This window comes from Micromonospora sp. NPDC049051, assembly GCF_043197575.1.
Lineage (GTDB): Bacteria > Actinomycetota > Actinomycetes > Mycobacteriales > Micromonosporaceae > Micromonospora.
The window spans coordinates 705,941-730,893 of the sequence record NZ_JBICTL010000003.1 but is presented as its reverse complement, the minus strand read 5'-3'; the positions used below and the strand labels follow the sequence as shown (position 1 = coordinate 730,893).

The window sequence follows — 24,953 nt, the reverse complement described above, 5'->3', positions numbered from 1 at the left end:
ACCGCTCCACGGCGTGCGCGTGGTCGAGTTCGGGTCCCTGCTCGCCGGGCCCTTCTGCAGCCAGCTGCTGGCCGACTTCGGCGCCGAGGTCATCAAGTGTGAGCCACCCCGCCAGGGCGACCCGATGCGCGAGTGGGGTCAGGAGAAGCCCCACGGCAAGTCGTTGTGGTGGCCGATCGTGGCGCGTAACAAGAAGTCGATCACCGTCGACCTGCGGACGCCCGAGGGTCAGGCGGTCGCCCGGCGGCTGATCGCACAGTGCGACGTGGTGGTCGAGAACTTCCGCCCCGGGACCATGGAACGCTGGGGCCTCGGCTACGAGCAGACGTCGAAGGACAACCCCGGTCTGGTTATGGTCCGGGTGTCCGGCTTCGGCCAGACCGGGCCGTACTCGACGCGGCCCGGCTACGGCTCCGTCGGAGAGGCGATGGGCGGCCTGCGGTACGTCGTCGGCGACCCCCAGACGCCACCGAGCCGGGTGGGCATCAGCCTCGGCGACTCGCTGGCCGGGACCTTCGCCGCCCTCGGCGCGGTGATGGCCCTGCGGGTACGCGACCGCAGCGGCCGCGGCCAGGTCGTCGACTCGGCGATCTACGAGGCGGTGCTGGCGATGATGGAGTCGCTGCTGCCCGAGTACGCGTTGGGCGGTCACGTGCGCGAGCGCACCGGGGCCATCCTGCCCAACATCGCGCCCTCCAACGTGTACCCGACCCGTGACGGCGGGCTGGTGCTCATCGCGGCCAACCAGGACACGGTGTTCCGGCGGCTGGCGGCGGCCATGGACATGGCGGACCTGGGCACCGACCCGCGCTTCAGCACCCACGTCGCGCGCGGCCGCAACCAGGCCGAGCTGGACGAGACCATCTCGAAGTGGTCGGAGCAGCACGACACCGAGCAGCTGATGGCGCTGATGATCAAGCACGACGTCCCGGTCGGTCAGGTCTACCGCGCCCCGGAGATGCTGAACGACGAGCACTTCGCCGCCCGCGAGGCCATCGTCCGGCTGGCGCACCCCGAGTTCGGCGAGTTCCCGATGCAGAACGTCGTGCCGAGGCTGTCGATGACGCCGGGCAAGGTCAACTGGATCGGCCCGCAGCTCGGCGAGCACACCGACGAGGTGCTGACCGACGTCGTCGGCCTGGCGACCTCCGAGATCGACGAGCTGCGCGCCAGCGGCGTCATCTGAGGACGGACACGGTGAACGATCTCCACGCGGACTACCGCAGGGCCGGCTTCGGCGGCGACCTGGGGCGCGGCACGCGCCGGGCGCTGCTGCTGGTCGACTTCGTGCGGGCCTACCTCGACCCGGCGTCGCCGCTGTACGCCGGCGAGGAGGACCCGCCGGCCCTGCGCGCCTGCGCCACCCTCCTGGAAGCCGCCCGGCGGCACGGCACGCCGGTGGTCCACACCAGGGTGGAACTGAGCCCCGGCGGCCTCGACGGCGGCCTGTTCACGCGCAAGGTGCCGGCCCTGCGGGTCTTCGAGCGCGGCGGCGAGTTCGGCGTCGCGCCGCCGGCCCTGGCCCCGCTGGCCGGCGAACCGGTCGTGACCAAGCAGTACGCCAGCGCGTTCTTCGGCACCAGCCTGGCCAGCACCCTGCGGGTGCTGGGGGTGGACGCCCTGCTCGTCGCGGGCGCCTCGACGAGCGGGTGCGTCCGGGCCAGCGCGCTGGACGCGTTGCAGCACGGGTTCGTCCCGCTCGTCGTCGCCGACGCGTGCCTGGACCGGGATCCGCGTCCGCACGAGGCCGCCCTGTTCGACCTCGGGGCCAAGTACGCCGAGGTCCTGACCCTGGACGAGGCGACGACGCTACTCGGACCGGGAGGTGTGTGATGCGGGTCCTCGGGTACGCACGGCGGCGGTTGCTCTTCCTGCCGCTGGGGCTGCTGTCCGTCATCGTCCTGGCGTTCCTGCTGGTCAACGCCCTGCCAGGCAACCCTGTCGGGGTCATCGCGGGGCCGGCCGCCTCGCCGGAGGACCTGGTCGAGATCGAGCGCCGCCTCGGCCTGGACCGTCCCCTGTGGGAGCGGTTCGTCGACTACCTCGCCAACATGGTGCGTGGCGACCTCGGCTCGTCGTACTACACCGACCGGTCGATCGTGTCCGAGATCCTGCGGTTCGCCCCGGCCACGCTCGAACTGGTTTTCCTGTCGCTCGCCATCGCCGCGATTCTCGGCGTGGGCCTCGGCACGCTGGGCGCGTACTACAAGGGCACGATGGCCGACCGGACGTCCCGGTTCGTCATCACCACGTTCCAGTCGATTCCCGACTTCTTCCTGGCCCTGCTGCTCATCTACCTGTGCTTCTACGTCGCCGGGTGGGCGCCCGCGCCGGTGGGCCGGCTCGGCCTGATGGACGAGCCGCCACCGACCGTCACGGGGGCGCTGCTGGTCGACTCGCTGCTCTCCGGTGACATGCAGATCTTCCGGTCGGCGGCGGCGCACTCGATGCTGCCGGTGTTGACGCTGGGCATCTACTACTCGGCGTACTTCGCCCGCAGCACCTACGCGTCGCTCGTACCGGCCCTGGAGTCCAAGCAGGTCGAGTTCGCGCGGGCCTGCGGCCTTCCGGAGCGGACCGTCCTGGCGTACGCCTTCCGGCAGGCGCGGACCCCGATCCTGACCTACGGCGGCATCCTGCTGGCCGCGCTGCTCGGCGGCGCGGCGATCATCGAGACCATCTTCTCGTGGGGCGGCTTCGGGGAGTGGGCGATCGACTCCATCCTCCAGCTCGACATGCCGGCCGTGCAGGGCTTCATCCTGGCCGCCGGTTTCGGAACCCTGTTGGCCTTCACCGCACTGGACATCCTCGTCGCGGTGCTCGATCCGAGGGTGCGTTATGACTGAGACCCTGACCGCCGACCCCACCACGGTCACCGCCCCGGCGACCAGGAAGCGACGCGGGGGTCACCGGCGGCTGCGGCTGTGGGTACCGACCGCGATCCTGACGAGCATGCTGGCGGCGGCCTACTTCGCCCCGCTGCCTCACGATCCGGCCGAGCCCGCCGCCGCCACCCTCACGGCACCCGACGGCGAGCACTGGATGGGCACCGACAAGTTCGGGCTCGACGTGTTCAGCCGGTTGGTGGCCTCGGCGGGCGTGGACATCCCGCTGGCCCTCGCCGGCATGCTGATCTCGCTCGTGGTCGGCGTGCTGCTCGGGCTGGCCGCCCTGCACCGGGGGCCCTGGGGCGAACGCGTCGTGCGCGCGCTCGACGTCTTCCAGGCCTTTCCGCTGCTGATCCTGGCGATCGCCCTGGTCGCGCTGATGGGCAACAACATCGAGAACGTCGTCGTGGCCATCGCCATCATCAACGTTCCACGGTTCGTCCGGCTGGTACGCAGCGAGGGCCTGACCATCCGGGAGAGCCGGTACGTCGAGGCGGCCCATGCCATCGGCGCGACCGGACCACGCGTCATGTTCCGGCACATCCTGCCGAACATGACCGGCATCATCCTGGCCCAGGCGTCCCTGGCGGTGGCGCACTCGATCGTCGTGATCGCCTCGCTGTCCTTCCTGGGCATCGGCATCAACGCCGCGGACGCCAGCTGGGGAGCAATGATCCAGACAGGAGCGCAGAACATGACGACCGGCCAGTGGTGGGTCTCGGTCTTCCCCGGGCTCGCCATCTTCCTGACCGTGCTGTGCTTCAACGCCATCAGCGACGAACTGCAGGACTCCTTCGGCCGGGCGAGGCAACGATGAGCACCCTGAAGGCACTGCGCCGGCCACGGCGGCGCCCCACCGGCCCGGACACCGAGGGCGCGGGCCGCCGCCTCCTCGAGGTACGCGGGCTGACCACACGCTTCGACACGCCGGACGGCGTGGTGCACGCGGTCAACGGCGTCGACTTCCACGTCGACCGGGCGGAGATCGTCGGCGTGGTCGGCGAGAGCGGCTGCGGCAAGTCGGTCACCATCCGGTCGATCCTCGGCCTGGTACGCCCTCCGGGGCGGGTGGTGGACGGCACCGCCCGCTTCAACGGTGTCGACCTGCTCGGCCTGCGCGGCGCGGAACTGCGCCGGCTGCGGGGCAAGGAGATCGGCTTCATCGCGCAGAACCCGTTCAGCGCCCTGAACCCGGTGATGCGCATCCACCGGCAGTTCGCCAACATCATGGCCGCGCACGGCGCGAAGTCCGACGGCGAGGTCCGGGCCCGGGCGCGTGCGGCACTGAGCGACGTCGGCATCGCCGGCCCGGACCGGGTGCTCGACGGCTACGCGCACCAGTTGAGCGGCGGCATGGCCCAGCGGGTCGTCATCGCCATGGCCATGCTGCTCAACCCCGCGTTCGTCATCGCCGACGAACCGACGACCGGTCTCGACCTGACCGTGCAACGGCAGATCCTCGACCTGATCCGCGCCCTGGTCCGTGAGCACGACCGGTCGATGCTGCTGGTCACCCACGACCTCGGTGTCGTGGCCCAGTACTGCGACCGGGTGGTCGTCATGTACGCCGGCAAGGTCATCGAACACGGGACGGTGCGAGAGGTGCTCAACTCGCCGCGGCACCCGTACACGCAGGCGCTCATCCGGGCCATTCCCCGGCCGGGTCAGCCGCTTGTGCACCTCACCGGGCGACTGCCGAACCTCGTCGACTATCCGGCCGGGTGCCCGTTCCGGGACCGCTGCCCGCACGCCTTCGAGCCGTGCGGGCAGGTGGTCCCGGAAGCGGTGACCGAGGCGTCCGGCCAGACGTACTGGTGCCACCTGCCGCAGGAGAGGGGGGCCGTCGGATGAGCCTGCTGGAACTGGCGAACGTCAGCAAGGAGTTCGACCTCGGGGGAGACACGCGGGTCTACGCGCTCGACGACGTGTCGCTCTCGGTGGACGCCGGCGAGACGGTGGCGATCATCGGCGAGAGCGGGTCCGGGAAGTCGACCTTGGGCCGGCTGGCGCTGCGACTGATCGAACCGACCCGGGGATCGGTCCACTTCGAGGGTACGGACGTGCTCGCGTTGCCCGCCGCGGAGATGCGCAAGCTGCGCGCGAAGATGCAGATCATCTTCCAGGAGCCGTTCGAGTCGTTGAACCCGCGCATGCGGGTGGGCGACATCATCGGTGAGCCGCTCGCCATCCACCGGCCCGGAATGTCGGCGCAGGACCGGCGGGCCCGGTTCGACCGGGTCATCGAACAGGTGGGGCTCCCGCCGGACATGGCGCGGCGCTATCCCGGTGAGCTCAGCGGCGGGCAGCAGCAGCGGGTGGGCATCGCCCGGGCCGTCGTGACCGAGCCGTCCCTGATCGTCCTCGACGAGCCCACCTCGTCGCTCGACCTGTCGGTACGCGCCCAGATCCTGCAACTGCTGGCCGACCTGCAGGCGGAGCTCGGCATGGGCTACCTGTTCATCTCGCACGACATCCACACGGTCCGCTACGTCAGCGACCGGATCGCGGTCATGTACCGGGGACGCGTCGTCGAGACGGGCCCCTCCGAGCGGGTGTTCGCCGACCCGCGGCACCCGTACACCCAGGCGCTGCTGGCCGCGGCCCTGCCCGTCGACCCCGACGAGGAGATGCCGCCGGCCCGCCTCGTCGGCGACCCGATGAGCCCGACCACGCTCGTGAAGGGATGCGTCCTGTACGGACGGTGCCCGGTGGGCGAGGACCGGTGTGCGCAGACCGAGGTGCGCCTGACCCCGGTCGACGCCGACCGCGAGGTGGCCTGCATCAAGCCGGGCGCGTCCGCGAGCTGACGACGGCCGGCCGGGTGTCGCCGAGGATCGGCGAGCACCCGGCCGGCCGTCGCCGGCCGCCCTCAGGCTTCGGAGCCGCCGTCCACCATGGCGTCCAGGAGCACCGTCCGGGCGGCCAGCACGTGTGCCCGCATGGTGCTCGCCGCCCAGTCGGCGTCCCTGGCCCGCAGCGCCGCCACGAGATCACGGTGGTGCGCCATGCTGCGGGCCAGCGCGTCCGGTGAGTACAGACGGAACGCCCGGACGATGAGCGGCACCTCCACGACCGCCGACAGCAGCGAGGTGAGCCGGGGGCTGGCGGCGGCGCTGATGACCAGTCCGTGCAGTTCGGAGTTGAGGTTGGCGATCTGCTCCAGGTCCGGCAGGGTCATCCGCTGCGCGCGTTCCTCCATCTGGTCGCAGAGCAGGCTCAGCTTCGGCAGGCAGTCGGCGTCGATGCGCTTGGCGGCCAGCGACGCGCCGTAGCTCTCCAGACGTGCGCGGATCTCGTAGATCTCCTGCAGGTCGACGAGCGACCACTCGGCCACCCGCGCGCCACGGTTGGGCTGGAAGACGACGAGGCCCTCGGCTGTGAGCCGGCGCAGGGCCTCCCGGATCGGGGTCCTGCTCACGCCGAACTGCCGGGACAGTTCGACCTCACCCAGGCGTTCGCGTGGGCCGATCGCGCCGCTCAGAATCGCGCTCCGTAACGCCTCGTAGGCGTCCTCCGCCGCATTCGTCAACCGTGCCTCCGTGGTGTGAGCGGCGTGCGGCACTACTCCTTGCCGCGTGCCCGACGGTCTGAGATTGTATACACATGGCAGTTCAATTGGTAGAAGTGTCCCCTCGCGACGGTTTGCAGAACGAAGCCGAGATCCTGCCGACGGCGCGCAAGGTCGAACTGATCCGGCGGTGCGTCGACGCGGGCGCCCGGCGGGTCGAGGCGGTGTCGTTCGTCCGCGCCGACCGGGTACCCCAGATGGCCGACGCGGAGGCCGTCATGGCCGCGGTGCCCCGGCGCGACGACGTGTCGTACATCGGTCTGGTGCTCAACCGGCGCGGGCTGGACCGGGCGCTCGCGGCCGGGGTGGACGAGGTGAACTGCGTCGTCATCACCACCGAGACCTTCGGCCGGCGCAACCAGGGCGCCTCCGTCGACGAGATGGTCCGGGCGTGGCACGACATCGCGCGGGCCACCCACGCGGCCGGGCTGCGGGCCAGCGTCACCGTCGCCGCCGCCTTCGGCTGCCCCTTCGAGGGCGACGTCTCCCCGGCGACCGTCGGTGACCTCGTCCGCCGGCTGGCCGACGGCGGGCCCGACGAGATCGCCCTGGCCGACACCATCGGCGTGGGCGTGCCCAGCCAGGTCCGGGAACTGGTGGCCGCGGCGACGGCGGCGGCACCGGGCGTGCCCCTGCGTGGCCACTTCCACGACACGCGCAACACCGGCATCGCCAACGCCCTGGCGGCGGTCGAGGCCGGCATGACGGTGCTCGACGCGAGCGTCGGCGGGATCGGCGGCTGCCCCTTCGCCCCGGCGGCCACCGGTAACGTCGCCACCGAGGACCTGACCTACGCGCTGCACCGTTCCGGCCACCCGACCGGCCTCGACCCCCGCAAGGTCGTCGAGACGGCGGACTGGATCGGCGAGCAGCTCGGCAAGGCGGTGCTGCCGGGCGCGCTCGGCCGGGCCGGCTGGTTCCCGGGCGAGCTGGCCGGGAAGGGCTGAGCGGTCCGCGTCGAGTCGACAGGGGAGGGAAGCGTGGCGATGGGGGAGCAGGCGTCCGGGCCGCTCAGCGGCGTCCTCGTCGCCGACTTCTCACGGATCCTCGCCGGCCCGTACGCGACCATGCTCCTGGCCGACCTCGGCGCCGACGTCATCAAGGTGGAGGGGCCGGGCGGGGACGACACCCGGACGTGGACGCCGCCCGTGCGGGAGGGCACCTCCACCTACTACCTCGGCGTCAACCGCAACAAGCGTTCCATCGCCCTCGACCTCGCCGACCCCGCCGACCTGGACGTCGCCCGGGAGCTCGTCCGCCGCGCCGACGTCATGATCCAGAACTTCCGGCCCGGCGGCCTGCGGCGCTTCGGCCTCGACTACGACAGCGTCGCCGCCGTCAACGAGCGGATCGTCTACGCCTCGATCAGCGGGTTCGGCGCCGGTGGCGGCGCCGACCTGCCCGGCTACGACCTGGTGGTCCAGGCCGCCTCCGGGCTGATGAGCCTCACCGGCGAGCCGGACGGTCCGCCCTACAAGGCCGGGGTGGCCGTGTTCGACGTGATCGCGGGCCTGCACGCGGCCGTCGGCATCCTCGCCGCCCTGCGGCACCGCGACCGCTGCGGAACCGGCCAGCACGTCGAGGTGGACCTGCTCTCCTCCGCGCTGTCCGGCCTGGTCAACCAGAGCAGCGGCCACGTGGCCGGCGGCGCGACGCCGTTCCGGATGGGCAACGGGCATCCGAGCCTGTTCCCGTACGAGCCGCTGCCCACCGCCGACGGCGACCTCGTCGTCATCGCCGGCAACGACGGGCAGTTCCGCAAGCTGTGCCACGTGCTCGGCCTGCCCGAGCTGCCCGACGACCCACGGTTCGGGCGCAACCAGGACCGCACGGTCAACCGGGAGGCACTGCGGCCCATCCTGGTCGCGCGACTGGCCGAGCGGACCCGCGACGAGTGGTTCCGGGACCTGCGCGCGGCGGGCGTGCCGTGTGCCCCCATCAACACCGTGGCGGGCGGCGTCGACCTGGCCCGGCAGCTCGGGCTGGACCCGGTGGTCGTCGCCGGCGGCGTGCCCGGCATCCGCAACCCGATCGGCTTCGCCGCGACGCCGCCCCGCTACGACCTGCCGCCGCCGGGGCTCGACGAGCACGGCGACGAGATCCGGGACTGGCTGACCGGCTGACCAGCCCGGCCGCGTGAAGAGGGCGTCAAGAAACGGCCCTCCGCCGTCATGATCGCGTCATCACCCCTGTCCCCTCGGGGAGCCACGGAGTTTCGATTGCCCGGCACGGCCGGAAGGCGGTCGTGCCGAGTGGTTCCGGTAAGGGAGTCAGCGTGTCCGACGTGGTGTTCGTCCTGGTGACGGTGGGACTGTTCGCCGTACTCGCCCTCGTGCTGAGGGGCGTGGAGAAGCTGTGAATGTCGTCGATGCCGTCGGCCTGGTGCTGGCGCTGGACCTGGCTGTGTTCATGGTGGTCGCGTTGCTGTTCCCGGAGCGCTTCTGATGTCCACGACGACAGCCGGCGCCCTCTTCGTCCTGTCCCTGGTGGTGGCGCTGGTCGCCGTACACCGGCCGTTCGGCGACCACGTGTACCGGGTGGTCGCCGGGACCCGGCACACGCGCGTCGAGCGCGGGCTCTACCGCCTGGTCGGCGTCGATCCGGCCGCCGAGCAGACCTGGGGCGTGTACGCCCGCGCCGTACTGGCCTTCTCCGCCGTGTCGATCCTGTTCCTGTACGCGTTCCAGCGGTGCCAGGACCACCTGTGGCTGTCGCTCGGCCACGAACCGGTCGTCGCCCACGGCGCCTGGAACACCGCCGTGTCGTTCGTGACCAACACGAACTGGCAGTGGTACTCGGGCGAGTCGACCATGGGTCACCTGGTGCAGATGGCCGGCCTGGCGGTGCAGAACTTCGTCTCCGCCGCCGTCGGCGTCGCCGTGGCGGTGGCCCTGGTCCGCGGCTTCGCCCGCAGCCGTACCGGCGAACTGGGCAACTTCTGGGTCGACCTGACCCGGATCACGCTGCGGATCCTGCTGCCCGTCGCGGTTCTCGGGGCACTGGCGCTGATGGCGGGCGGGGTGGTGCAGAACCTCTCCGGCGGCACCGAGGCCGCCACCCTGACCGGTGGCACCCAGACCGTCACCGGCGGGCCCGTGGCCAGCCAGGAAGTGATCAAGGAACTCGGCACCAACGGCGGCGGCTTCTACAACGCCAACAGCGCGCACCCGTTCGAGAACCCGACCTCCTGGACGAACTGGATCGAGATCTTCCTGATCCTGCTGATCCCGTTCAGCCTGCCGCGCGTCTTCGGCCGGATGGTCGGCCAGACCCGGCAGGGCCACGCGATCGTCGCGGTCATGGCCGTCCTCGCGCTCGCGAGCGTCGCGCTGACCAACGTCTTCGAGCTCACCGCCGGTGGCACCGTCCCGCAGGCCGTCGGCGCCGCCATGGAGGGCAAGGAGGTGCGCTTCGACGTGTCGAACTCGGCCACCTTCGCCGCCGCGACGACGCTGACGTCGACCGGGGCCGTCAACTCGTTCCACGACTCGTACACGGCGCTGGGCGGCATGATGACGCTGGGCAACATGATGCTCGGCGAGGTCGCGCCGGGAGGTGTCGGCGCCGGTCTCTACGGGATGCTGGTGCTCGCCGTGATCACGGTTTTCGTGGCCGGGCTGATGGTCGGCCGCAGCCCCGAGTACGTGGGCAAGCGGATCGGCTCCCGCGAGATCCGGTTCGCCTCGCTGTACTTCCTGGTCACCCCGGCGCTCGTGCTGGTCGGCACCGCCACCGCCTTCGCCACCGGCAACGACGCGACCGCGCTGAACGTCGGCCCGCACGCCCTCTCCGAGGTGCTCTACGCGTTCACCTCCGCCAGCAACAACAACGGCTCGGCCTTCGCCGGCATCACGGTGAGCACGCCGTGGTGGAACACGGCGCTGGGCCTGTGCATGCTGCTCGGCCGGTTCCTGCCGATCATCTTCGTGCTCGCCCTGGCCGGGTCGCTGGCCCGCCAGCGACCGGTGCCCGCCTCCGAGGGCACGCTGCCGACCCACCGGCCCCTGTTCGTCGCGATGGTCGCCGGCGTCACGGTGATCCTCGTGGCGCTGACCTTCCTGCCCGCGCTCGCGCTCGGCCCGCTGGCCGAAGGGCTGTGACCCGATGAGGAAAGAGACCATGACCGTCGACACGCGGGCACCGCACGACCGGGCCGAGGCGGGCACCCCCGCCGTACGCGGCAGCCGGGGTGGTGGCCTGCTGGACGCGCGGCAGCTGCTGCGGTCGCTGCCCGACGCGCTGCGCAAACTCGACCCCCGCATCCTGTGGCGCAACCCCGTGATGCTGATCGTCGAGATCGGCGCGGCCTGCACCACCGTTCTCGCGCTGGCCGACCCGTCGGCGTTCGCGTTCACCGTCACGGCCTGGCTGTGGCTGACCGTGCTCTTCGCCAACCTCGCCGAGGCCGTGGCCGAGGGGCGCGGCAAGGCCCAGGCCGCCAGCCTGCGCCAGGCCAGGAGGGACACCGTCGCCACCCGCCTGCACGGCTGGACGCCGGGCGCCGCGGCCGGCACCTACCGTGAAGAGGCGGTGCCCGCCCCGGAACTCGCGCAGGGCGACGTCGTCTCGGTGGAGGCGGGGCAGCTGATCCCGGGCGACGGCGACGTGGTGGAGGGCATCGCCAGCGTCGACGAGTCGGCCATCACCGGCGAGTCCGCCCCGGTGATCAGGGAGTCCGGCGGCGACCGCAGCGCGGTCACCGGCGGCACCCGGGTCCTCTCCGACCGGATCGTCGTACGGATCACCCAGCGGCCGGGGGAGAGCTTCGTCGATCGGATGATCGCGCTGGTCGAGGGCGCCAACCGGCAGAAGACGCCGAACGAGATCGCGTTGAACGTCCTGCTCGCCGCGCTCACCATCGTCTTCCTGCTGGTCGTGGCCACCCTCCAGCCGCTGGCCGTCTTCGCCAAGGGCTACCAGGCGGCGGCCCCCGACACCGGCGCGATCACCGACGCCGGCGTGACGGGCGTGGTGCTGGTGTCGCTGCTGGTCTGCCTCATCCCCACCACCATCGGCGCGCTGCTGTCGGCCATCGGCATCGCCGGCATGGACCGTCTGGTCCAGCGCAACGTGCTGGCCATGAGCGGCCGCGCCGTGGAGGCCGCCGGCGACGTCGACACGCTGCTGCTGGACAAGACCGGCACCATCACCCTCGGCAACCGGCAGGCCGCCGGGTTCCTGCCCGTCGACGGCGTCGACGCGAGCCTGCTCGCCGACGCGGCGCAGCTGGCCAGCCTCGCCGACGAGACCCCCGAGGGCCGTTCGGTGGTCGTCCTGGCCAAGCAGGAGTTCGGGCTGCGCGAGCGTGAGCCGGGCCTGATCCCGCACGCCACGTTCGTGCCGTTCACCGCGCAGACCCGGATGAGCGGCGTCGACGTCGACGCCGCCGGGAGCGCATCCCGGCCGGCCCGGCGGATCCGCAAGGGCGCCGCCTCCGCCGTCACGGCGTGGATCCGCGCGCACGGCGGCGAGCCCACGGAGCAGCTCGGGCGGACCGTCGACGAGATCAGCGGCGCGGGCGGCACACCCCTCGTGGTCGCCGAGCACGTCGACGGCGAGCCGGCCCGCGCCCTGGGGGTGATCCACCTCAAGGACGTGGTCAAGGCCGGCATGCGGGAGCGGTTCGACGAGATGCGCCGGATGGGCATCCGCACCGTGATGGTCACCGGCGACAACCCGCGTACGGCCGCGGCGATCGCCGCCGAGGCGGGCGTCGACGACTTCCTCGCCGAGGCCACCCCCGAGGACAAGCTCGCCCTGATCCGGCGTGAACAGCAGGGCGGCCGGCTCGTCGCGATGACCGGGGACGGCACCAACGACGCACCCGCCCTCGCCCAGGCCGACGTCGGCGTGGCGATGAACACCGGCACGTCGGCCGCGAAGGAGGCCGGCAACATGGTCGACCTCGACTCCGACCCGACCAAGCTGATCGAGATCGTGGAGATCGGCAAGCAGTTGCTGATCACCCGGGGCGCGCTGACCACGTTCTCCATCGCCAACGACGTGGCGAAGTACTTCGCGCTCATTCCCGCCATGTTCGCCGGCATCCACCCGGGCCTCGACGCGTTGAACGTCATGCGGCTGGCCAGTCCCGAATCGGCCATCCTCGCCGCCGTCGTCTTCAACGCCGTGGTCATCGTCGCCCTGATCCCGCTGGCCCTGCGCGGCGTGCGCTACCGGCCGGAGTCGGCGTCGCGGCTGCTGCGCCGCAACCTGCTGGTCTACGGCCTCGGCGGCATCGTCGTGCCGTTCGTCGGCATCAAGCTCGTCGACCTGCTCCTGCAACTCGTCCCGGGGGTCTCCTGATGCGCCTGCCCACCTGGCTCTCCGCACACGTGGCCGCGCTGCGCGCGCTGCTGGTCTTCACGGTGCTGCTCGGCCTGGCGTACCCGCTCGCCCTGGTCGGCGCCGGCCGGCTGCCCGGCCTGCGCGACAGGGCGGACGGGTCCCTGCTCACCGCCGACGGCCGGACGGTCGGCAGCGCGCTGATCGGCCAGGCGTTCACCGACGCCGACGGTGAGCCCGTGTCCCGGTACTTCCAGTCCCGGCCGTCGGCCGCCGGAGCCGGCTACGACCCGACGGCCACCGCCGCGTCCAACCTCGGCCCGGAGAGCGTGCTCGACACGCTCGCCGAGGATCCGCAGGGGTCGAGCCGGAGCCTGCTCAGCCAGGTCTGCGCCCGCAGCCGCGCCGTCGGCGAACTCGAGGGCGTCGACGGCCAGCGTCCCTACTGCACCGACGACGGCGTGGGGGCGGTGCTGGCGGTGTTCCGCGCCGGCGGGCTCACCGGCCCCGCCACCCGGGTCGTCAGCGCCAACCAGATCGCCCCGGCCACCCCGTTCCTCGCCACGTACGAGGGGGTGGCCGTGGAGCTGGCCCGGCCCGGCGAGGACCTCGTGGCCGCCGGTGGTCTGATCGTGCCGGTCCGGGGTGCCGCCCCGGACATCCCCGCCGTGCCCGCCGACGCGGTCACCGCCAGCGGCAGCGGCCTCGACCCGCACATCAGTCCGGCGTACGCCGACATCCAGGTGGCCCGGGTGGCCCGGGAGCGTGGCGTGGCCCCGGCGGCGGTCCGGCGTCTCGTCGCCGAGCACACCCGGGGGCGGGCGCTCGGTTTCCTGGGCGCCCCCGCCGTCAACGTGCTGGAACTCAACCTCGCCCTCGACGAGGCGCTGCCCGTCGGGTGAGGGACGGCGTGGGGTGGGGCCGGCGTGCCCCGCCCCCACCGTGGTCCGTGGTCCGACGACCGGCCGTGCCGGTGATCAGGGAGGATGTCTGCGTGCCCAGGGGAGAACTGCGCATCTACCTCGGGGCCGCGCCCGGCGTCGGCAAGACGTACGCGATGCTGGAGGAGGCCCGGCGGCGCGCCGAGCGCGGCACCGACGTGGTGGTCGGCCTGGTCGAGACCCACGGCCGCGCCCAGACCGCCGCGATGGTCGGCGACCTGGAGGTGCTGCCGCGCCGGGTGGTGACCTACCGCGGCGCCGCGTTCACCGAGATGGACCTCGACGCGGTGCTGGCCCGGCGGCCCGAGGTGGCCGTGGTCGACGAGTTGGCCCACACCAACGTGCCCGGCTCACGGCACGAGAAGCGCTGGCAGGACGTGCAGGAACTGCTCGACGCCGGCATCACCGTCCTGTCGACCGTCAACGTCCAGCACCTCGAATCCGTCAACGACGTCGTCGCGCGCATCACCGGCACCACCCAGCGGGAGACGGTGCCCGACGCGGTGGTCCGCGCCGCCGAGCAGGTCGAGCTGGTCGACATGACCCCGGAGGCGCTGCGCCGGCGGATGGCACACGGCAACATCTACCGGCCCGACCGGATCGACGCGGCTCTCGGCAACTACTTCCGGGTCGGCAACCTCACGGCCCTGCGTGAGCTGGCCCTGCTGTGGCTGGCCGACAAGGTCGACGAGCAGCTCGGCGCATACCGCGCCCAGCAGGGGATCTCCGAGACCTGGGAGGCCCGCGAGCGGGTGGTGGTGGCGCTCACGGGCGGGCCGGAGGGCGCGACGCTGGTCCGCCGCGCCGCGCGGGTCGCGGCCCGCAGCAAGGGCGCGGACCTGCTCGCGGTGCACGTCGCCCGCAGCGACGGGCTGGCCGGCGCCGATCCGGCGCAGCTCGCCCGGCAGCGCGTCCTGGTGGAGAGCCTCGGCGGCACGTACCACCAGGTGCTCGGCACCGACATCCCGGCGGCCCTGCTCGACTTCGCCCGGGGCGTCAACGCGACCCAGTTGGTGCTCGGCGCGAGCCGGCGCGGGCGGTTCGCGCAGCTCTTCTCCCGTGGCGTGGGGGTGACCACCACGGCCCTGTCCGGGCCGATCGACGTGCACCTGGTCACCCATCCGGAGGTGGGCCGGGGGCGGCGCGGCGCGGGCGTGCCGGCCGCGCTGTCGCGGCGACGCCGGCTGCTCGGTTTCGGCCTCGCCGTGTTCGGCATGCCGCTGCTGACGGTGCTGCTGCGGGCGCTGCCGGACCTCAGCCTCACCAACGACATCCTGCTCTTCCTCACCGGCGTCGTCGGGGTCGCGCTGGTCGGTGGGCTGTGGCCGGCGTTGGTCGCCGCGCTCGGCGGGTCCCTGCTGCTGAACTGGTTCTTCACGCCCCCGTTCCGGACGCTGACCATCGCCGAGGCCGACAACCTGCTCGCCCTGGGTGTCTTCGTCGCCGTCGCCGTGGCCGTCAGCGGGGTCGTCGACGTCGCGGCGCGGCGCACGAGGGAGGCGGCGCGCGCCTCGGCCGACGCGCAGACCCTGGCCACGGTGGCCGGTGGTGTCCTGCGCGGCGAGCGTCCGCTGCCGGCGCTGCTGGACCGGCTGCGCGAGACGTTCGGGCTGCGCGCGGTCAGCGTCCTCGAACTCGTCGCCGACGCCGAAGGCCGACCGGGGCGCGCCAGCGAGGACGGGGCGTGGCGGATCGTGGCCGGCGTCGGTGAGGATCCGGCGGGCAACCCGGGTGCGGGTGAGACGGCCGTGCCGGTGGACGACCGGCTCACCGTGGTGCTCTCCGGCCGGCGGCTGGAGGCGGCGGACCGGCGTGTGGTGGAGGCGTTCGCCGCGCAGGCCGCCGTCGCGCTGCGCCAGGAACGCCTCGCCGAGGAGGCGGCCAGCGCGCGGCCGCTCGCCGAGGCCGACCGGATGCGTACGGCGCTGCTCGCCGCGGTCAGCCACGACCTGCGTACGCCGTTGGCCTCGGCGAAGGCCGCGGTGAGCAGCCTGCGCAGCCACGACGTCGAGTTCGACGCGGGCGACCGCGACGAGCTGCTGGCCACCGCCGACGAGTCCCTGGACCGGCTCGGGCGGCTCGTGGCGAACCTGCTGGACATGAGCCGCCTGCAGGCCGGTGCCCTCGGGGTGACCCGCGTGCCGATCGGGCTGGAGGACGCGGTGCCGAGGGCGCTGGACGAGCTGGGTCCGCAGGCGGCCGAGGTCAGCACCGACATCCCCGCCGACCTGCCGGCCGCCGTCGCCGACCCGGGGCTGCTGGAACGGGTGCTGGTCAACATCGTCGCCAACGCGTTGCGGCACAGTCCGCCCGGACGGCCCCCGGCCATCACCGCCAGCGCGCACGCCGGGCGGGTGGAGCTGCGGGTCATCGACACGGGCCCCGGCATCCCGGAGGATCAGTGGGAGCACGTCTTCCTGCCGTTTCAGCGTCTGGGCGACCGGGACGCCGCCACCGGCGTCGGTCTCGGTCTGGCGCTGTCGCGTGGGCTCGCCGAGGCCATGGGTGGCAGCATCACTCCCGAGACCACCCCCGGGGGTGGTCTCACCATGGTGCTGCGGTTGCCCGCCGCCGCCCTGAGCGCCGCGGAGGGGCAGCCGGAATGACCCGCATCCTGGTCGTCGACGACGAGCCGCAGATCGTCCGCGCTTTGCGGATCAACCTGCGGGTCCGGGGCTACGACGTGCAGGCGGTGGCGACGGGCACGGCGGCGCTCAAGGCCGCCGCCGCCGATCCGCCCGACCTGGTGGTGCTCGACCTCGGCCTGCCCGACCTCGACGGGGTGGAGGTCATCCGGGGGCTGCGGGGCTGGACGCACGTGCCGATCATCGTGCTCTCCGGTCGGGCCGGCAGCCAGGACAAGGTGGCGGCCCTGGACGCCGGCGCCGACGACTACGTCACCAAGCCCTTCGGGATCGACGAGTTGCTCGCCCGGATCCGCGCCGTGACCCGACGGCTGCACGTCAGCGTCGACGCGACCACCGCCACGGCGCGGGTCGGCCGGCACACCGTCGACCTCGCCGCCCGTACGGTCACCCGGGACGACGGTGTCGACGTCCGGCTGACCCCCACCCAGTGGGGGGTGCTCGAACTATTGCTGCGCCATCCGGGCAAGCTCGTCAGCCAACGTCAGCTCCTGCACGACGTCTGGGGGCCCGAGTACCAGAGTGAGACCAACTACCTGCGCCAGTACATGGCCCAGTTGCGCCGCAAGCTGGAGGACGACCCTGCCCGCCCCCGCCACCTCATCACCGAACCCGGCATGGGCTACCGGTTCCGGCCCTGACCGCGGCGCGCCCGCTCCGGTCGCACCTTCGGGTCACCGACGGGGTCAGGCGGGGGCGACCGGGAGCCGGGGACCGGTGGGTGGTGCCGTGGCGGCCAGACTGAGCAGGGTCTGTCCGGTGGCGTCGTCGACCACGGCGACCCGTACGGCGTCGGGTGCCCGGTCGGCCAGCGGCACGGCGAACACGGCGGTCATCGGTCGACCCTGGTAGCGCCCGGCGTGCCCGACGAAGCGCCAGTCGCCGTCGTCCCAGTGTTCCCGTACGTCCGAGCGGAGCAGCGGTGCCACGCGCCGGTAGGCGTCGCTGAGCTGTAGCTGCTGGACGGTGGCCAGCAGCGGCACGCCCGCGCCGCCGCGTAGCGGGTGGGTCAGCCGGGCGCGCAGCCGGCGCAGCGGCAGCAGCCACGTCCGGTCCAGCTCGGGTGAGAGTGTCACCACCGCCGCCAGTTCGGCGAGCAGCACGGCGCCAGCGGCCACGGGTCGGTCGGCGAGCGCGGTCGACCAGCCGTCGGTGGCCGTCCAGGCCAGTCCGCCCGCGGCCAGCAGCAGCCCGGCCCGGGCCAGGCTGCGGTCGGTGACGGGGGTCGGGGTGGCGCTCAGGCAGCCGCAGGACGATGCCGGTGCGGCTCGGCGGGAGTACGCGAGGAAGCCGAGGAAACCGGCTGCCAGCACGGCTGCGGCTACCGCCTCCAGGCGGTGGACGGGCGGCAGCAGGAGCAGCGCGCCGAGCGTCAGCTCGACGCCGCCGAGCAGCCGGTACGCGGGCAACGCCCGGCGTTGGCCGAGCAGTCGGGTGAGCGCGGAGCGGCCGGCCGCCGTGGCGGCGTGCCGGCTGACGAGCTTCACCCGGGCGGACCAGACCAGCACCGCACCGACGACCAGCGGTTGCAGCGCCGCGAGCATGTCGATCATGGAACCTCCATCGGATGGTCCGGGACAGGTCCCGGCGGTCGCGGGTGTGCCGCCGGGACCTGCGGGCTATGCGGCGGCGTAGACGGTGGCGATGTCGATCTCGTTGGTGTCCGGATGCCAGGCGCCGAGCACCTGCACGTGCCGGCCGACGCGCAGCAGCGACAGGTCGCTGACGGCCGGGGTGCCGTTGTAGACGGCGGCGGAGCGGTCCGGCACGACGTGCGCGACGATCCGGTGGCCCTTGTGGTCGAGGTGCAGCAGGTTGCGCCCGACCGCGGCGATGTGCGCGTGCAGGTTGACGATGTTGACCCAGACGGAGTCGGCGGCGAGGGTGCCGTCGGGCAGCCGGACGCCGCGGGCGTAGAGGCCGTCGCCGACGGCGATCCGGTCGAAGGTGGTCGGGTGCAGTTTCCAGATGCTCGTGCCGTCGGTGATGCGGATCGAGTGCAGTACGGTGTCCGAGCCGGTCACCAGCAGCATGCTGCCGGTGATCCTGCTGATCCGGCCCTCGGCGAAGTTCGGGTCGGGGGCGCCGGGTTCGACGACGGCGGCCTCGGCGGCGAAGGCCGCCTCGGGGGCGAGCGAGCCGAGCGCGGTGGCGCCGACCACGCCGCCGAGAGCGGCGGTGGCGAGCAGCCGGCGCCGGTCCAGGGTCTGGTGCATGGCGGGTCTCCCTCGTTCAGACGGAATCGACGGAGCAGGGCCGCAGCCCGGTGGAGAGACTGGCGATCGCGCTGTACGCGGCGGGCGTCAGGTCGATGATCCGGTTGCTGCCGCAGGCCGAGCCGCAGCAGGTGCGTTCGCCGCAGAACAGGTCGGTCTGTGGGCCGCAGTCGGCGATGGCGGTGCCGACGCGGGCGCCGTTGCAGAGGTTGGTGGTGTAGTGCCGGAAGCCGCAGCCGCGGCGGCTCATGCCGGTGATCCCGCACGCGTGGGGCCGGGTGATGGCCAGGCAGGCGTCCGAGGTGTTCGGCCAGGCGTGCTGGTAGTTGCCGGACGAGCAGGTGCCGCAGGCGCCTCCGCCGGCGGTGCCGCAGGGCCCCCAGGCGCTGCCGCAGCAGAACCAGGACACCTCTCCGGTCAGTGCTGCCATGGGTCCTCCCTCCGATTCACTGATCGACATCGATCGATTTCCATGGAGGGTGATTGTTTCGGCACGAACAATCGAAGTCAATGGATGTATTCGAGTTCCTGCGCGCCCCGGGGAGGTGCGCCGCGCCCGTGCGGCGCCGGGACCTGCCGTCGCCGGGGGCGGGTGGTGGATCGGTCGAAAGAAATTTTTTGCCTCTGCTGTCGAGAGCCGTGGAACTTATCTCCAGCGCGGGATACCCTCCGGTGACACCTACCGTCCACCGTGGAGGAGACCGAACAATGCGCAAGCTGATGTCAGCGGTCGGAGCCGGGGCGATGCTGACCGTGGGGCTGCTGGCCGGTGCCGGCCCGGCACAGGCGGCGAGCTGCACCCTCGTGCAGTCCGAGATCTACAACGGCGCCAACATCATTCTCTGGTCACAGGGCCTGCAGGGCTGCTCGGGCGACGTCTACTGGGAGATCCAGTCGGGCGATCCCGGCACCAGCAACTGGCAGGTCGCGCAGAGCGGTACCACGTACTACGACAACCAGGTGTCCAGCTACTACGGCGACGTCGAGCTGCCGTGCTACCTGCGGGTCTACGCGAAGTTCGGCACCCAGGAGAAGCTGACCCAGCCCGCGCACAACAACAACTGCGCGGGCTGACGAGCGGGACCGGACGGGGCGGGACGCCGCCCCGTCCGGCGTCTGCCGCGGCGGTTACCGGCTGGGGTAGCGCGTGAGGTAGACGGGGGCGCCGACCCGCGTCACGTCGGCCGCCTCGCCCACGCCGTTGACCACGTGGTCGATCGTGCCGGCGCTCAGGTTGACGGTCATGACGTGCCGCAGCCGTACGCCCGGCGTGACGGGGACCTCGAAACCGTTCTCGGTGCGGATCGACGGGTTGTTCTGGTTGAACACGTACACCCCGCCGCCGTGCAACGTGTGGTGCCGCACCCGGTCGCCGACCTTGTACCCGGCCCAGCCCTGGACGTCGCCGTTCATCCAGTCGGCCTGCGTCGGCGGGTCGTACGGCAGCTCGTTCTGGTAGAGGACCGTCGTGCCGTGCTCGCCGTTCCAGACCGTGTTGTACCGCTGGAAGTGCTCGACGAAGAGGCCGGTGGCCGTCACGTGGTCGCCGTTGATGACGGCGCCGTAGCGGCCGGTGTTCGTCCGCCAGCGGTCGGTGTCGCCGTTGACGCCCTCGGTGAAGCCCTCGACGCCGTGGTCCCCGCGCCACACCCAGGTGTGGTCGATCAGGACGTGGTCGGCGTTGACCTCCAGCGCGGTGTGCGTCCTGCCGACGTGCGGCCCACCGACGCGGAAGTACACGTCGGAGAGCGTGACGGGGTTGCGCGGGTCGCTGACGTTGCGGCCGTGCTCGCGCCCCACCCGCAGCAGCACCGGCGACTCGGTCAGGCCGGCGTCGATGGTCACCCCGGCGACGACGACGCCGGGCACGCCGGCGACGTCCAGCGGTACGGCGCCGTGCACGGCGGTGAGCGTGGCGTGACCGATGCCGAGCACCACGGTGTCGGGCCGCCGGACCTCGATGCTGCGGGCGATGTCGTACACGCCGGGGGTGAGCAGCAGGTGCTTGCCGCGGGCTAGCTGGCTGTTGATGACGTGCACCGGATCGGACGGCTTGGCGATGAAGAAGTCCCGGATGCCGATGGTGCGCCCCGGCGTCATGCCGTCACCCCAGGAGATGCCCCGGCTGTCACGCCGGACGGCGGGGACGCGGACCTGGTAGCGGCCCCGGTCGTCGACGAAGAGGTACGGCTTCTCCCTGCTCACCGGCGTCGTGTCCAGCGTGGTGTAGGGCGGGTCGGGGAAGCCGGCGTCGTCCGGGGCGCCCACGGTGCCGGCGAAGACCTGGTTCCATACCGCGTTGGACCAGCTCTCGACCTCGCTGTTGCGGGTCAGCCACTGCTGCTGGGAGCCGTTGGTGGTGGCGGGCAGCCGGGAGTCGGCGATGAAGCCGCCGCTGGCGTACTGCGGGCCGGCGGTGCAGTAGTCCATCAGGGACAGGCCGCCGCCGCTGATGTCGAGCCGGCGCATGGAGACCGCCTGGGACACCGCCCAGAAGTTCGCCGAGGAGCGGCAGCCGTCCTGGCCGGCGGCGTTGATCGACAGCGACAGGTTGGACAGGGTGCGCCAGAAGTTGACCAGGGCGATGCAGTTGGCGGTCCCGCCGCCTTCGAGGCAGCGGTTGTATGCCTCGATCTTGCCGTTGACGGTGACGTCGGTGGGGGCGGCGCCCAGGCCGGAGACCTCGGTGTAGTAGCCGACCTTCACGTGCAGGGGCTGCGTGTCCGTACCGTAGCTGCCGGGCTTAAAGAGGTACGCGTGCCGCGCGGTGCCCATCTCGGCGTCGACCTGCCGGGCGTGCGCCGCGTCGAGGGTCGCCTGGATCTCGGCGACCGGTGTGTCGGGGTCGAAGATCGTGACGTTGGGCCCGAAGTCCGGGGCGCCGTGCCGGGCCGGTCCGGCGGCGGCGGCCGTGCCGGTGGTGCTGGCGACGGCTGTCAGCACCAGGCCGAGGGCGAGCGTCCGGCGGAGCCGCCGTCGCGCGTCGGGGGACTGCATTCTCATAGTTCGTCCTCTCCGCCGGCCGGGCGCGGGTGCCGGGCTCGGCGACGTGGTGGGGAGGTGTTCCGGCACGGCGCGGGTGGGCGCGCCAATGGCCGGCTCGCGGTCGTCGTCAACCTGCCTCAAAGCGCGGCGGCGGGGGACGACGCCTTGTGAGAGCGCTCTCTCGCCATCGCGACTTCTATCAAGAGGTGAAAGAAGGGTTGGCATGTTTCTACCCTGTCGATCCGCCCGGCGCTACTGCTGCGCCGCCGCGATCAGGGCGGGTTCTTGTCGAGCGACCGCGCCGGGCCGCGCACCGCACGACGCGGGTGGCGTGCCCCTGCCGGCTCGATCGATGTCGGTGTCGGCCGTCGATGGTAGGAACGTGCCTTCCGGTACGGGGGACGGCGGGGGTGCGCGTGATCGAGGTTCCTGATGCGGTGGTGGCGGAGTTGGCGGCACCCGTGGCTGCCGCGCTGCCACTCGTCGTCGCCCGTGTTCCGGCGGCACCGGCGGCCGAGCTCGGCCGGCTGCGGGCAGCCGACGAGGGGGGCGTCTGGCCGATCCGCGAATCCACGGTCGGGCACCCGGCGGTGCCCCGGTTCCGCTCCGGCTCCGGGGCAGGGCCGGACGACCCGCCGGTGCGGGACGCTCTCGGGTCGCTGCCGCCGTTGCTCGTCGAACGCCTGCTCGGCGCGCTGGAACTGACCGTGGCGGAGCTGGACCTGGCGGGCGGCACCCCGGACCTGGCCGGTCTCCTGGGCGCACCGATCACCGGCGCGTTCTCCATCGTCAGCATGGGCGGGCAGAGCGAGGCGATCAACGGCGCAGCCATGCTGGAGCAGCTCCGGCCCGGCGTGTCGTCGCTGGTCGCCGCGCTGGCGCGCCGGCTGGCCACCCACCCGCAGGTGGCCGCCCATCTGGTGGTGGAGCCGGGGATCACCGCCGAGCAGGACATCGCCGCGGCGCACGGTGCGGCCCAGCTCGCGCTGGCCGTGGCCACCGCCACCGCCGTCCTGCGCCGGGTGGGCATCCCGCCCTGGGCCACCGAGGCGCCGGCCGTGCTCGGCGTGGCGATCGGCACCGCCGTCCTGCTGCTCCGGCAGGCCCCGATGCCCGCCGGCTACACCGCGGCCGTGCTCGCCCGGGCCCGGGCGGAGTACCTGCTGCCCCGCCACTCCAGCGGGTCGGCGCTGGTGTCGGGGCACCGGTTCGCGCTGCTGGAGGGCACCGGTGTCCCGGAGGTCGATTTCGGCGGCAACGGACTGGTCGCGGTCGTCCCGGGCGGTGCGGTGATTCGCACCGGTGTCGAGAGCGGACAGGTGCGGATCATGTTGAGCATCCTGGACGGGCCGCCACCGGACGTCGCGACCGGCTGGGAGGAGATCGTCGAGGTCAGCTGGCAGGCGGCCGTCGGCGGCGCCTCGGTGCTCGGGCCCCGCGCCGGTAAGTCGCACCGGGAGCCGGCCACCCCGCCCTGGCCGGGCGACTACCGGCTGCGGGTGCACGCCCGAGGGCGGGACGAGACCGACGAACGCGACGCCGAACACTACGAGCTGGTGGTGTGGCAGGCGCCCGCCGCACCCGAGATCGTGCATGCCCGTACGGACCGGCTCGGCCACCGGCTGCGCGGCGAGCCGGAGCCGGCGCGGCCCGAACGGCCCGAAGCCGCCTACCGGTGGCTGCGTCAGAGCGCCCTGAGCGTGGCCGCGACGGTGACGGTGGTGACCGGGGCAGGTGTGCCGGACGTGCTGCGCGCCTTCGGGGCGGACCCGGCCCGACCGGAGTCGATACGGGCCCTGCGCGAGGACCTGATGCGGCGGCGCTCGAGCGACCCGTGGGTGGCGGTGCTGGACGTCGGCGGCGCCGTGCTCGCCGTCGAGTACAACGACTGGCAGGGCTCGACGGGGCCCGTGCTGACGCGCGCGTCCGCCAGCGGCCGGGCCGCCAGCATGTTCTGGAACGTCAACGCGCTGACCCGACTGTCGTTCGCCGAGCGCGGCGAGGTACTGCTGTCGGTGGAGCCCTTCGGCGACCTCGGCGCGCCACCACCGGTGGCGGAGGCGCTCGCGGGCCTCGACTTCGCCGACCACCACCGTGGCAAGCAGCTGATGGGCCTGGTCGCGGTGCAGCGGTTCACCGGCCACGGCATCACCGCCGAGGACCTCGCCCGGATCGAGTCCGCCAACGTCGCCTTCCGGATCGCCCCGGACCTACCTACGCTGTAACCGCGCCGGCCGCAGCCCGGTGTGTCCGTGTCAGGGGTGTCGTCGGCCGCGGTCGCGCTGCTGCGCGCGGCGTGGGCCGGTTACGCGTCGACGACCAGCCGGACCGTCACCTCCTCGCGACGGGCGGAGTGCCGCCGGCCGGTCCCGCGCCGGCCCAGCGGCGCTCGCGTCGTCAGCGCCGATGGGGCAGCATGCAACCGTGCTCCTGATCGTCGCCTCGGACCCGCTACGACCGCGCCATCCGGACGCCCACTTCGCGCCGGAGGCCCGCGCCGCGCGGGAGGCCGGCGTCGAGGTCGCCGTCGTCGACCACGACGCGTTGGCCCGTGGCGACGACGTGTCGCGGGCGGTGTCGCGGGTGACGGCCGAGGGCGTCGCGGTCTACCGCGGCTGGATGCTGCGCAGCGAGCAGTACGCCGTCTTCGCGGACGCGTTGGCCCGACGGGGCGTCAGCCTGCGTACGAGCGGCGAGCAGTACCGGCGCGCCCACGAGCTGCCGGGCTGGTACCCGGACCTGGTCGAGCTGACGCCACGCTCGGCGTGGACGGTCGGCACCGAGCGTGCCGAATTCGACCGGGCGAGGCGTGCGCTCGGCGGCGGGGCGGCGGTGCTGCGCGACTTCACCAAGTCGATGAAGCACCACTGGCACGAGGCGGCGTTCATCCCGGACCTCGACGACGGCGATGCCGCCTGGCGGGTCGCCAGCCGCTTCCTCGACCTGCGCGGCGAGGACCTCGTCGGCGGCCTGGTGCTGCGCCGGTTCGAGCGGTTCACCACCGCCGAGGTCCGCACGTGGTGGGTCGACGGCGCCTGCGTCCTCGTCGGCGCCCATCCCGACAGTCCGCACGACACGCCGCCGGAGGCGTTCGACGCGGGCCCGGTGAGCGGTTCGGTGGCGGCGCTGGGGCTGCCGTTCGTGACCGTGGACCTGGCCCTGCGCGCCGACGGCGTCTGGCGGATCGTCGAACTCGGTGACGGACAGGTCAGCGACCGACCGTCCACCATCGACCCGGCCGCTCTGGTCGACGTCCTGCGTCGCGGATCCCGACCTCCGAAACTTCCGGTGCTCCCGTCGACGTCGGCCCGGCTTGCGGGCAGGGCGTGAGCCTGCCCGAGGCGGCGATGGGGCGCGCATCCGTCGGAAGAATCCGATAACCGGGCGTTGAGGTTCCGGACATGTTCCGATACGGTCCGATGGAA

General features: G+C 72.7%; 22 protein-coding genes. 17 read left to right on the top strand and 5 right to left on the bottom strand.

Annotated elements, in window-relative coordinates:
- Nucleotides 1–13: 13 nt before the first annotated feature.
- Genes ACGFIR_RS15365 through ACGFIR_RS15340 form a run of 6 tightly spaced genes read left to right on the top strand, consistent with a single transcriptional unit; the run spans nt 14 to nt 5,695 of the window.
- The gene (locus ACGFIR_RS15365) at nt 14–1,186 is read left to right on the top strand and encodes a CaiB/BaiF CoA transferase family protein (RefSeq protein ID WP_393003301.1); all 1,173 of its coding nucleotides are present in this window, start codon (nt 14–16) and stop codon (nt 1,184–1,186) included.
- 11 nt (nt 1,187–1,197) lie between these two features.
- The gene (locus ACGFIR_RS15360; protein ID WP_393003299.1) at nt 1,198–1,833 is read left to right on the top strand and encodes an isochorismatase family protein; all 636 of its coding nucleotides are present in this window, start codon (nt 1,198–1,200) and stop codon (nt 1,831–1,833) included.
- Nucleotides 1,833–2,846, top strand: coding sequence for an ABC transporter permease (locus ACGFIR_RS15355; RefSeq protein ID WP_393003297.1), 1,014 nt, complete (start codon nt 1,833–1,835; stop codon nt 2,844–2,846). Before ACGFIR_RS15360 ends, ACGFIR_RS15355 begins: the two co-directional genes overlap by 1 nt.
- Nucleotides 2,839–3,705 (top strand): ABC transporter permease, encoded by an 867-nt coding sequence (locus ACGFIR_RS15350; RefSeq protein WP_393003295.1) that lies wholly within the window; start codon nt 2,839–2,841, stop codon nt 3,703–3,705. Before ACGFIR_RS15355 ends, ACGFIR_RS15350 begins: the two co-directional genes overlap by 8 nt.
- Nucleotides 3,702–4,739, top strand: a complete 1,038-nt coding sequence (locus tag ACGFIR_RS15345; RefSeq protein WP_393145499.1) for an ABC transporter ATP-binding protein — start codon at nt 3,702–3,704, stop codon at nt 4,737–4,739. Before ACGFIR_RS15350 ends, ACGFIR_RS15345 begins: the two co-directional genes overlap by 4 nt.
- On the top strand, nt 4,736–5,695 hold the full coding sequence (locus ACGFIR_RS15340; protein WP_393145497.1) for an ABC transporter ATP-binding protein: 960 nt from the start codon (nt 4,736–4,738) through the stop codon (nt 5,693–5,695). Before ACGFIR_RS15345 ends, ACGFIR_RS15340 begins: the two co-directional genes overlap by 4 nt.
- Before the next feature lie 62 nt (nt 5,696–5,757).
- On the opposite strand, the gene ACGFIR_RS15335 is transcribed toward ACGFIR_RS15340, so the two are convergent.
- On the bottom strand, nt 5,758–6,417 hold the full coding sequence (locus tag ACGFIR_RS15335; RefSeq protein ID WP_393003289.1) for a GntR family transcriptional regulator: 660 nt from the start codon (nt 6,415–6,417) through the stop codon (nt 5,758–5,760).
- A 113-nt stretch (nt 6,418–6,530) separates the two neighbouring features.
- Here ACGFIR_RS15335 and ACGFIR_RS15330 point away from each other — a divergent pair, with 113 nt between their 5' ends.
- From ACGFIR_RS15330 to ACGFIR_RS15295, 8 genes are all read left to right on the top strand, one after another.
- The gene (locus tag ACGFIR_RS15330) at nt 6,531–7,403 is read left to right on the top strand and encodes a hydroxymethylglutaryl-CoA lyase (RefSeq protein WP_393003287.1); all 873 of its coding nucleotides are present in this window, start codon (nt 6,531–6,533) and stop codon (nt 7,401–7,403) included.
- Between the two features lie 39 nt (nt 7,404–7,442).
- Complete coding sequence (locus ACGFIR_RS15325; protein ID WP_393145824.1) at nt 7,443–8,579, top strand: CaiB/BaiF CoA transferase family protein; 1,137 nt, start codon at nt 7,443–7,445, stop codon at nt 8,577–8,579.
- A gap of 232 nt (nt 8,580–8,811) precedes the next feature.
- On the top strand, nt 8,812–8,901 hold the full coding sequence (locus ACGFIR_RS15320) for a potassium-transporting ATPase subunit F (protein ID WP_393145495.1): 90 nt from the start codon (nt 8,812–8,814) through the stop codon (nt 8,899–8,901).
- Nucleotides 8,901–10,556: a potassium-transporting ATPase subunit KdpA gene (gene kdpA / locus ACGFIR_RS15315; RefSeq protein ID WP_393145493.1), complete on the top strand. Its 1,656-nt coding sequence runs from the start codon at nt 8,901–8,903 to the stop codon at nt 10,554–10,556. The genes ACGFIR_RS15320 and kdpA overlap by 1 nt, the downstream gene beginning before the upstream one ends.
- Before the next feature lie 19 nt (nt 10,557–10,575).
- Nucleotides 10,576–12,762 (top strand): potassium-transporting ATPase subunit KdpB, encoded by a 2,187-nt coding sequence (gene kdpB / locus ACGFIR_RS15310; protein ID WP_393145490.1) that lies wholly within the window; start codon nt 10,576–10,578, stop codon nt 12,760–12,762.
- Entirely contained in the window at nt 12,762–13,643 is an 882-nt protein-coding gene (locus tag ACGFIR_RS15305) for a potassium-transporting ATPase subunit C (protein ID WP_393145488.1), read from the top strand. The genes kdpB and ACGFIR_RS15305 overlap by 1 nt, the downstream gene beginning before the upstream one ends.
- 92 nt (nt 13,644–13,735) lie before the next feature.
- The gene (locus ACGFIR_RS15300; protein WP_393145486.1) at nt 13,736–16,288 is read left to right on the top strand and encodes a DUF4118 domain-containing protein; all 2,553 of its coding nucleotides are present in this window, start codon (nt 13,736–13,738) and stop codon (nt 16,286–16,288) included.
- Entirely contained in the window at nt 16,285–16,968 is a 684-nt protein-coding gene (locus ACGFIR_RS15295; RefSeq protein ID WP_393145484.1) for a response regulator, read from the top strand. The genes ACGFIR_RS15300 and ACGFIR_RS15295 overlap by 4 nt, the downstream gene beginning before the upstream one ends.
- A gap of 45 nt (nt 16,969–17,013) precedes the next feature.
- On the opposite strand, the gene ACGFIR_RS15290 is transcribed toward ACGFIR_RS15295, so the two are convergent.
- The 3 genes from ACGFIR_RS15290 to ACGFIR_RS15280 all read right to left on the bottom strand — a co-directional run bounded on the left by ACGFIR_RS15290 (nt 17,014) and on the right by ACGFIR_RS15280 (nt 18,973).
- Nucleotides 17,014–17,880 (bottom strand): MauE/DoxX family redox-associated membrane protein, encoded by an 867-nt coding sequence (locus ACGFIR_RS15290; RefSeq protein WP_393145482.1) that lies wholly within the window; start codon nt 17,878–17,880, stop codon nt 17,014–17,016.
- Nucleotides 17,881–17,946: 66 nt separating this feature from the next.
- Nucleotides 17,947–18,543, bottom strand: coding sequence for a cell wall protein (locus ACGFIR_RS15285; RefSeq protein ID WP_393145480.1), 597 nt, complete (start codon nt 18,541–18,543; stop codon nt 17,947–17,949).
- A gap of 16 nt (nt 18,544–18,559) precedes the next feature.
- The gene (locus ACGFIR_RS15280) at nt 18,560–18,973 is read right to left on the bottom strand and encodes a hypothetical protein (RefSeq protein ID WP_393003267.1); all 414 of its coding nucleotides are present in this window, start codon (nt 18,971–18,973) and stop codon (nt 18,560–18,562) included.
- A gap of 278 nt (nt 18,974–19,251) precedes the next feature.
- On the opposite strand from ACGFIR_RS15280, the gene ACGFIR_RS15275 reads away from it, so the two are divergent.
- Entirely contained in the window at nt 19,252–19,617 is a 366-nt protein-coding gene (locus tag ACGFIR_RS15275) for a hypothetical protein (RefSeq protein ID WP_393145478.1), read from the top strand.
- A gap of 54 nt (nt 19,618–19,671) precedes the next feature.
- Here the strand turns inward: ACGFIR_RS15275 and ACGFIR_RS15270 are convergent, their stop codons facing one another.
- Entirely contained in the window at nt 19,672–21,540 is a 1,869-nt protein-coding gene (locus tag ACGFIR_RS15270; protein ID WP_393145822.1) for an adenylyl cyclase, read from the bottom strand.
- 404 nt (nt 21,541–21,944) lie between these two features.
- On the opposite strand from ACGFIR_RS15270, the gene ACGFIR_RS15265 reads away from it, so the two are divergent.
- Both ACGFIR_RS15265 and ACGFIR_RS15260 read left to right on the top strand, forming a co-directional pair.
- The gene (locus ACGFIR_RS15265) at nt 21,945–23,753 is read left to right on the top strand and encodes a DUF6461 domain-containing protein (RefSeq protein ID WP_393145476.1); all 1,809 of its coding nucleotides are present in this window, start codon (nt 21,945–21,947) and stop codon (nt 23,751–23,753) included.
- 199 nt (nt 23,754–23,952) lie between these two features.
- The gene (locus ACGFIR_RS15260; protein WP_393145474.1) at nt 23,953–24,858 is read left to right on the top strand and encodes an ATP-grasp domain-containing protein; all 906 of its coding nucleotides are present in this window, start codon (nt 23,953–23,955) and stop codon (nt 24,856–24,858) included.
- Nucleotides 24,859–24,953: the final 95 nt, after the last annotated feature.

Excerpts from the sequence above, each read along its gene's own strand:
- ACGFIR_RS15355 (WP_393003297.1), top strand. The coding sequence starts at position 1,833 with ATGCGGGTCCTCGGGTACGCACGGCGGCGGTTGCTCTTCCTGCCGCTG.
- ACGFIR_RS15350 (WP_393003295.1), top strand. The coding sequence starts at position 2,839 with ATGACTGAGACCCTGACCGCCGACCCCACCACGGTCACCGCCCCGGCG.
- ACGFIR_RS15345 (WP_393145499.1), top strand. The coding sequence starts at position 3,702 with ATGAGCACCCTGAAGGCACTGCGCCGGCCACGGCGGCGCCCCACCGGC.
- ACGFIR_RS15340 (WP_393145497.1), top strand. The coding sequence starts at position 4,736 with ATGAGCCTGCTGGAACTGGCGAACGTCAGCAAGGAGTTCGACCTCGGG.
- ACGFIR_RS15325 (WP_393145824.1), top strand. The coding sequence starts at position 7,443 with ATGGGGGAGCAGGCGTCCGGGCCGCTCAGCGGCGTCCTCGTCGCCGAC.
- kdpA (WP_393145493.1), top strand. The coding sequence starts at position 8,901 with ATGTCCACGACGACAGCCGGCGCCCTCTTCGTCCTGTCCCTGGTGGTG.
- kdpB (WP_393145490.1), top strand. The coding sequence starts at position 10,576 with ATGACCGTCGACACGCGGGCACCGCACGACCGGGCCGAGGCGGGCACC.
- ACGFIR_RS15305 (WP_393145488.1), top strand. The coding sequence starts at position 12,762 with ATGCGCCTGCCCACCTGGCTCTCCGCACACGTGGCCGCGCTGCGCGCG.
- ACGFIR_RS15295 (WP_393145484.1), top strand. The coding sequence starts at position 16,285 with ATGACCCGCATCCTGGTCGTCGACGACGAGCCGCAGATCGTCCGCGCT.
- ACGFIR_RS15290 (WP_393145482.1), bottom strand. The coding sequence starts at position 17,880 with ATGATCGACATGCTCGCGGCGCTGCAACCGCTGGTCGTCGGTGCGGTG.
- ACGFIR_RS15285 (WP_393145480.1), bottom strand. The coding sequence starts at position 18,543 with ATGCACCAGACCCTGGACCGGCGCCGGCTGCTCGCCACCGCCGCTCTC.
- ACGFIR_RS15280 (WP_393003267.1), bottom strand. The coding sequence starts at position 18,973 with ATGGCAGCACTGACCGGAGAGGTGTCCTGGTTCTGCTGCGGCAGCGCC.
- ACGFIR_RS15275 (WP_393145478.1), top strand. The coding sequence starts at position 19,252 with ATGCGCAAGCTGATGTCAGCGGTCGGAGCCGGGGCGATGCTGACCGTG.
- ACGFIR_RS15270 (WP_393145822.1), bottom strand. The coding sequence starts at position 21,540 with ATGCAGTCCCCCGACGCGCGACGGCGGCTCCGCCGGACGCTCGCCCTC.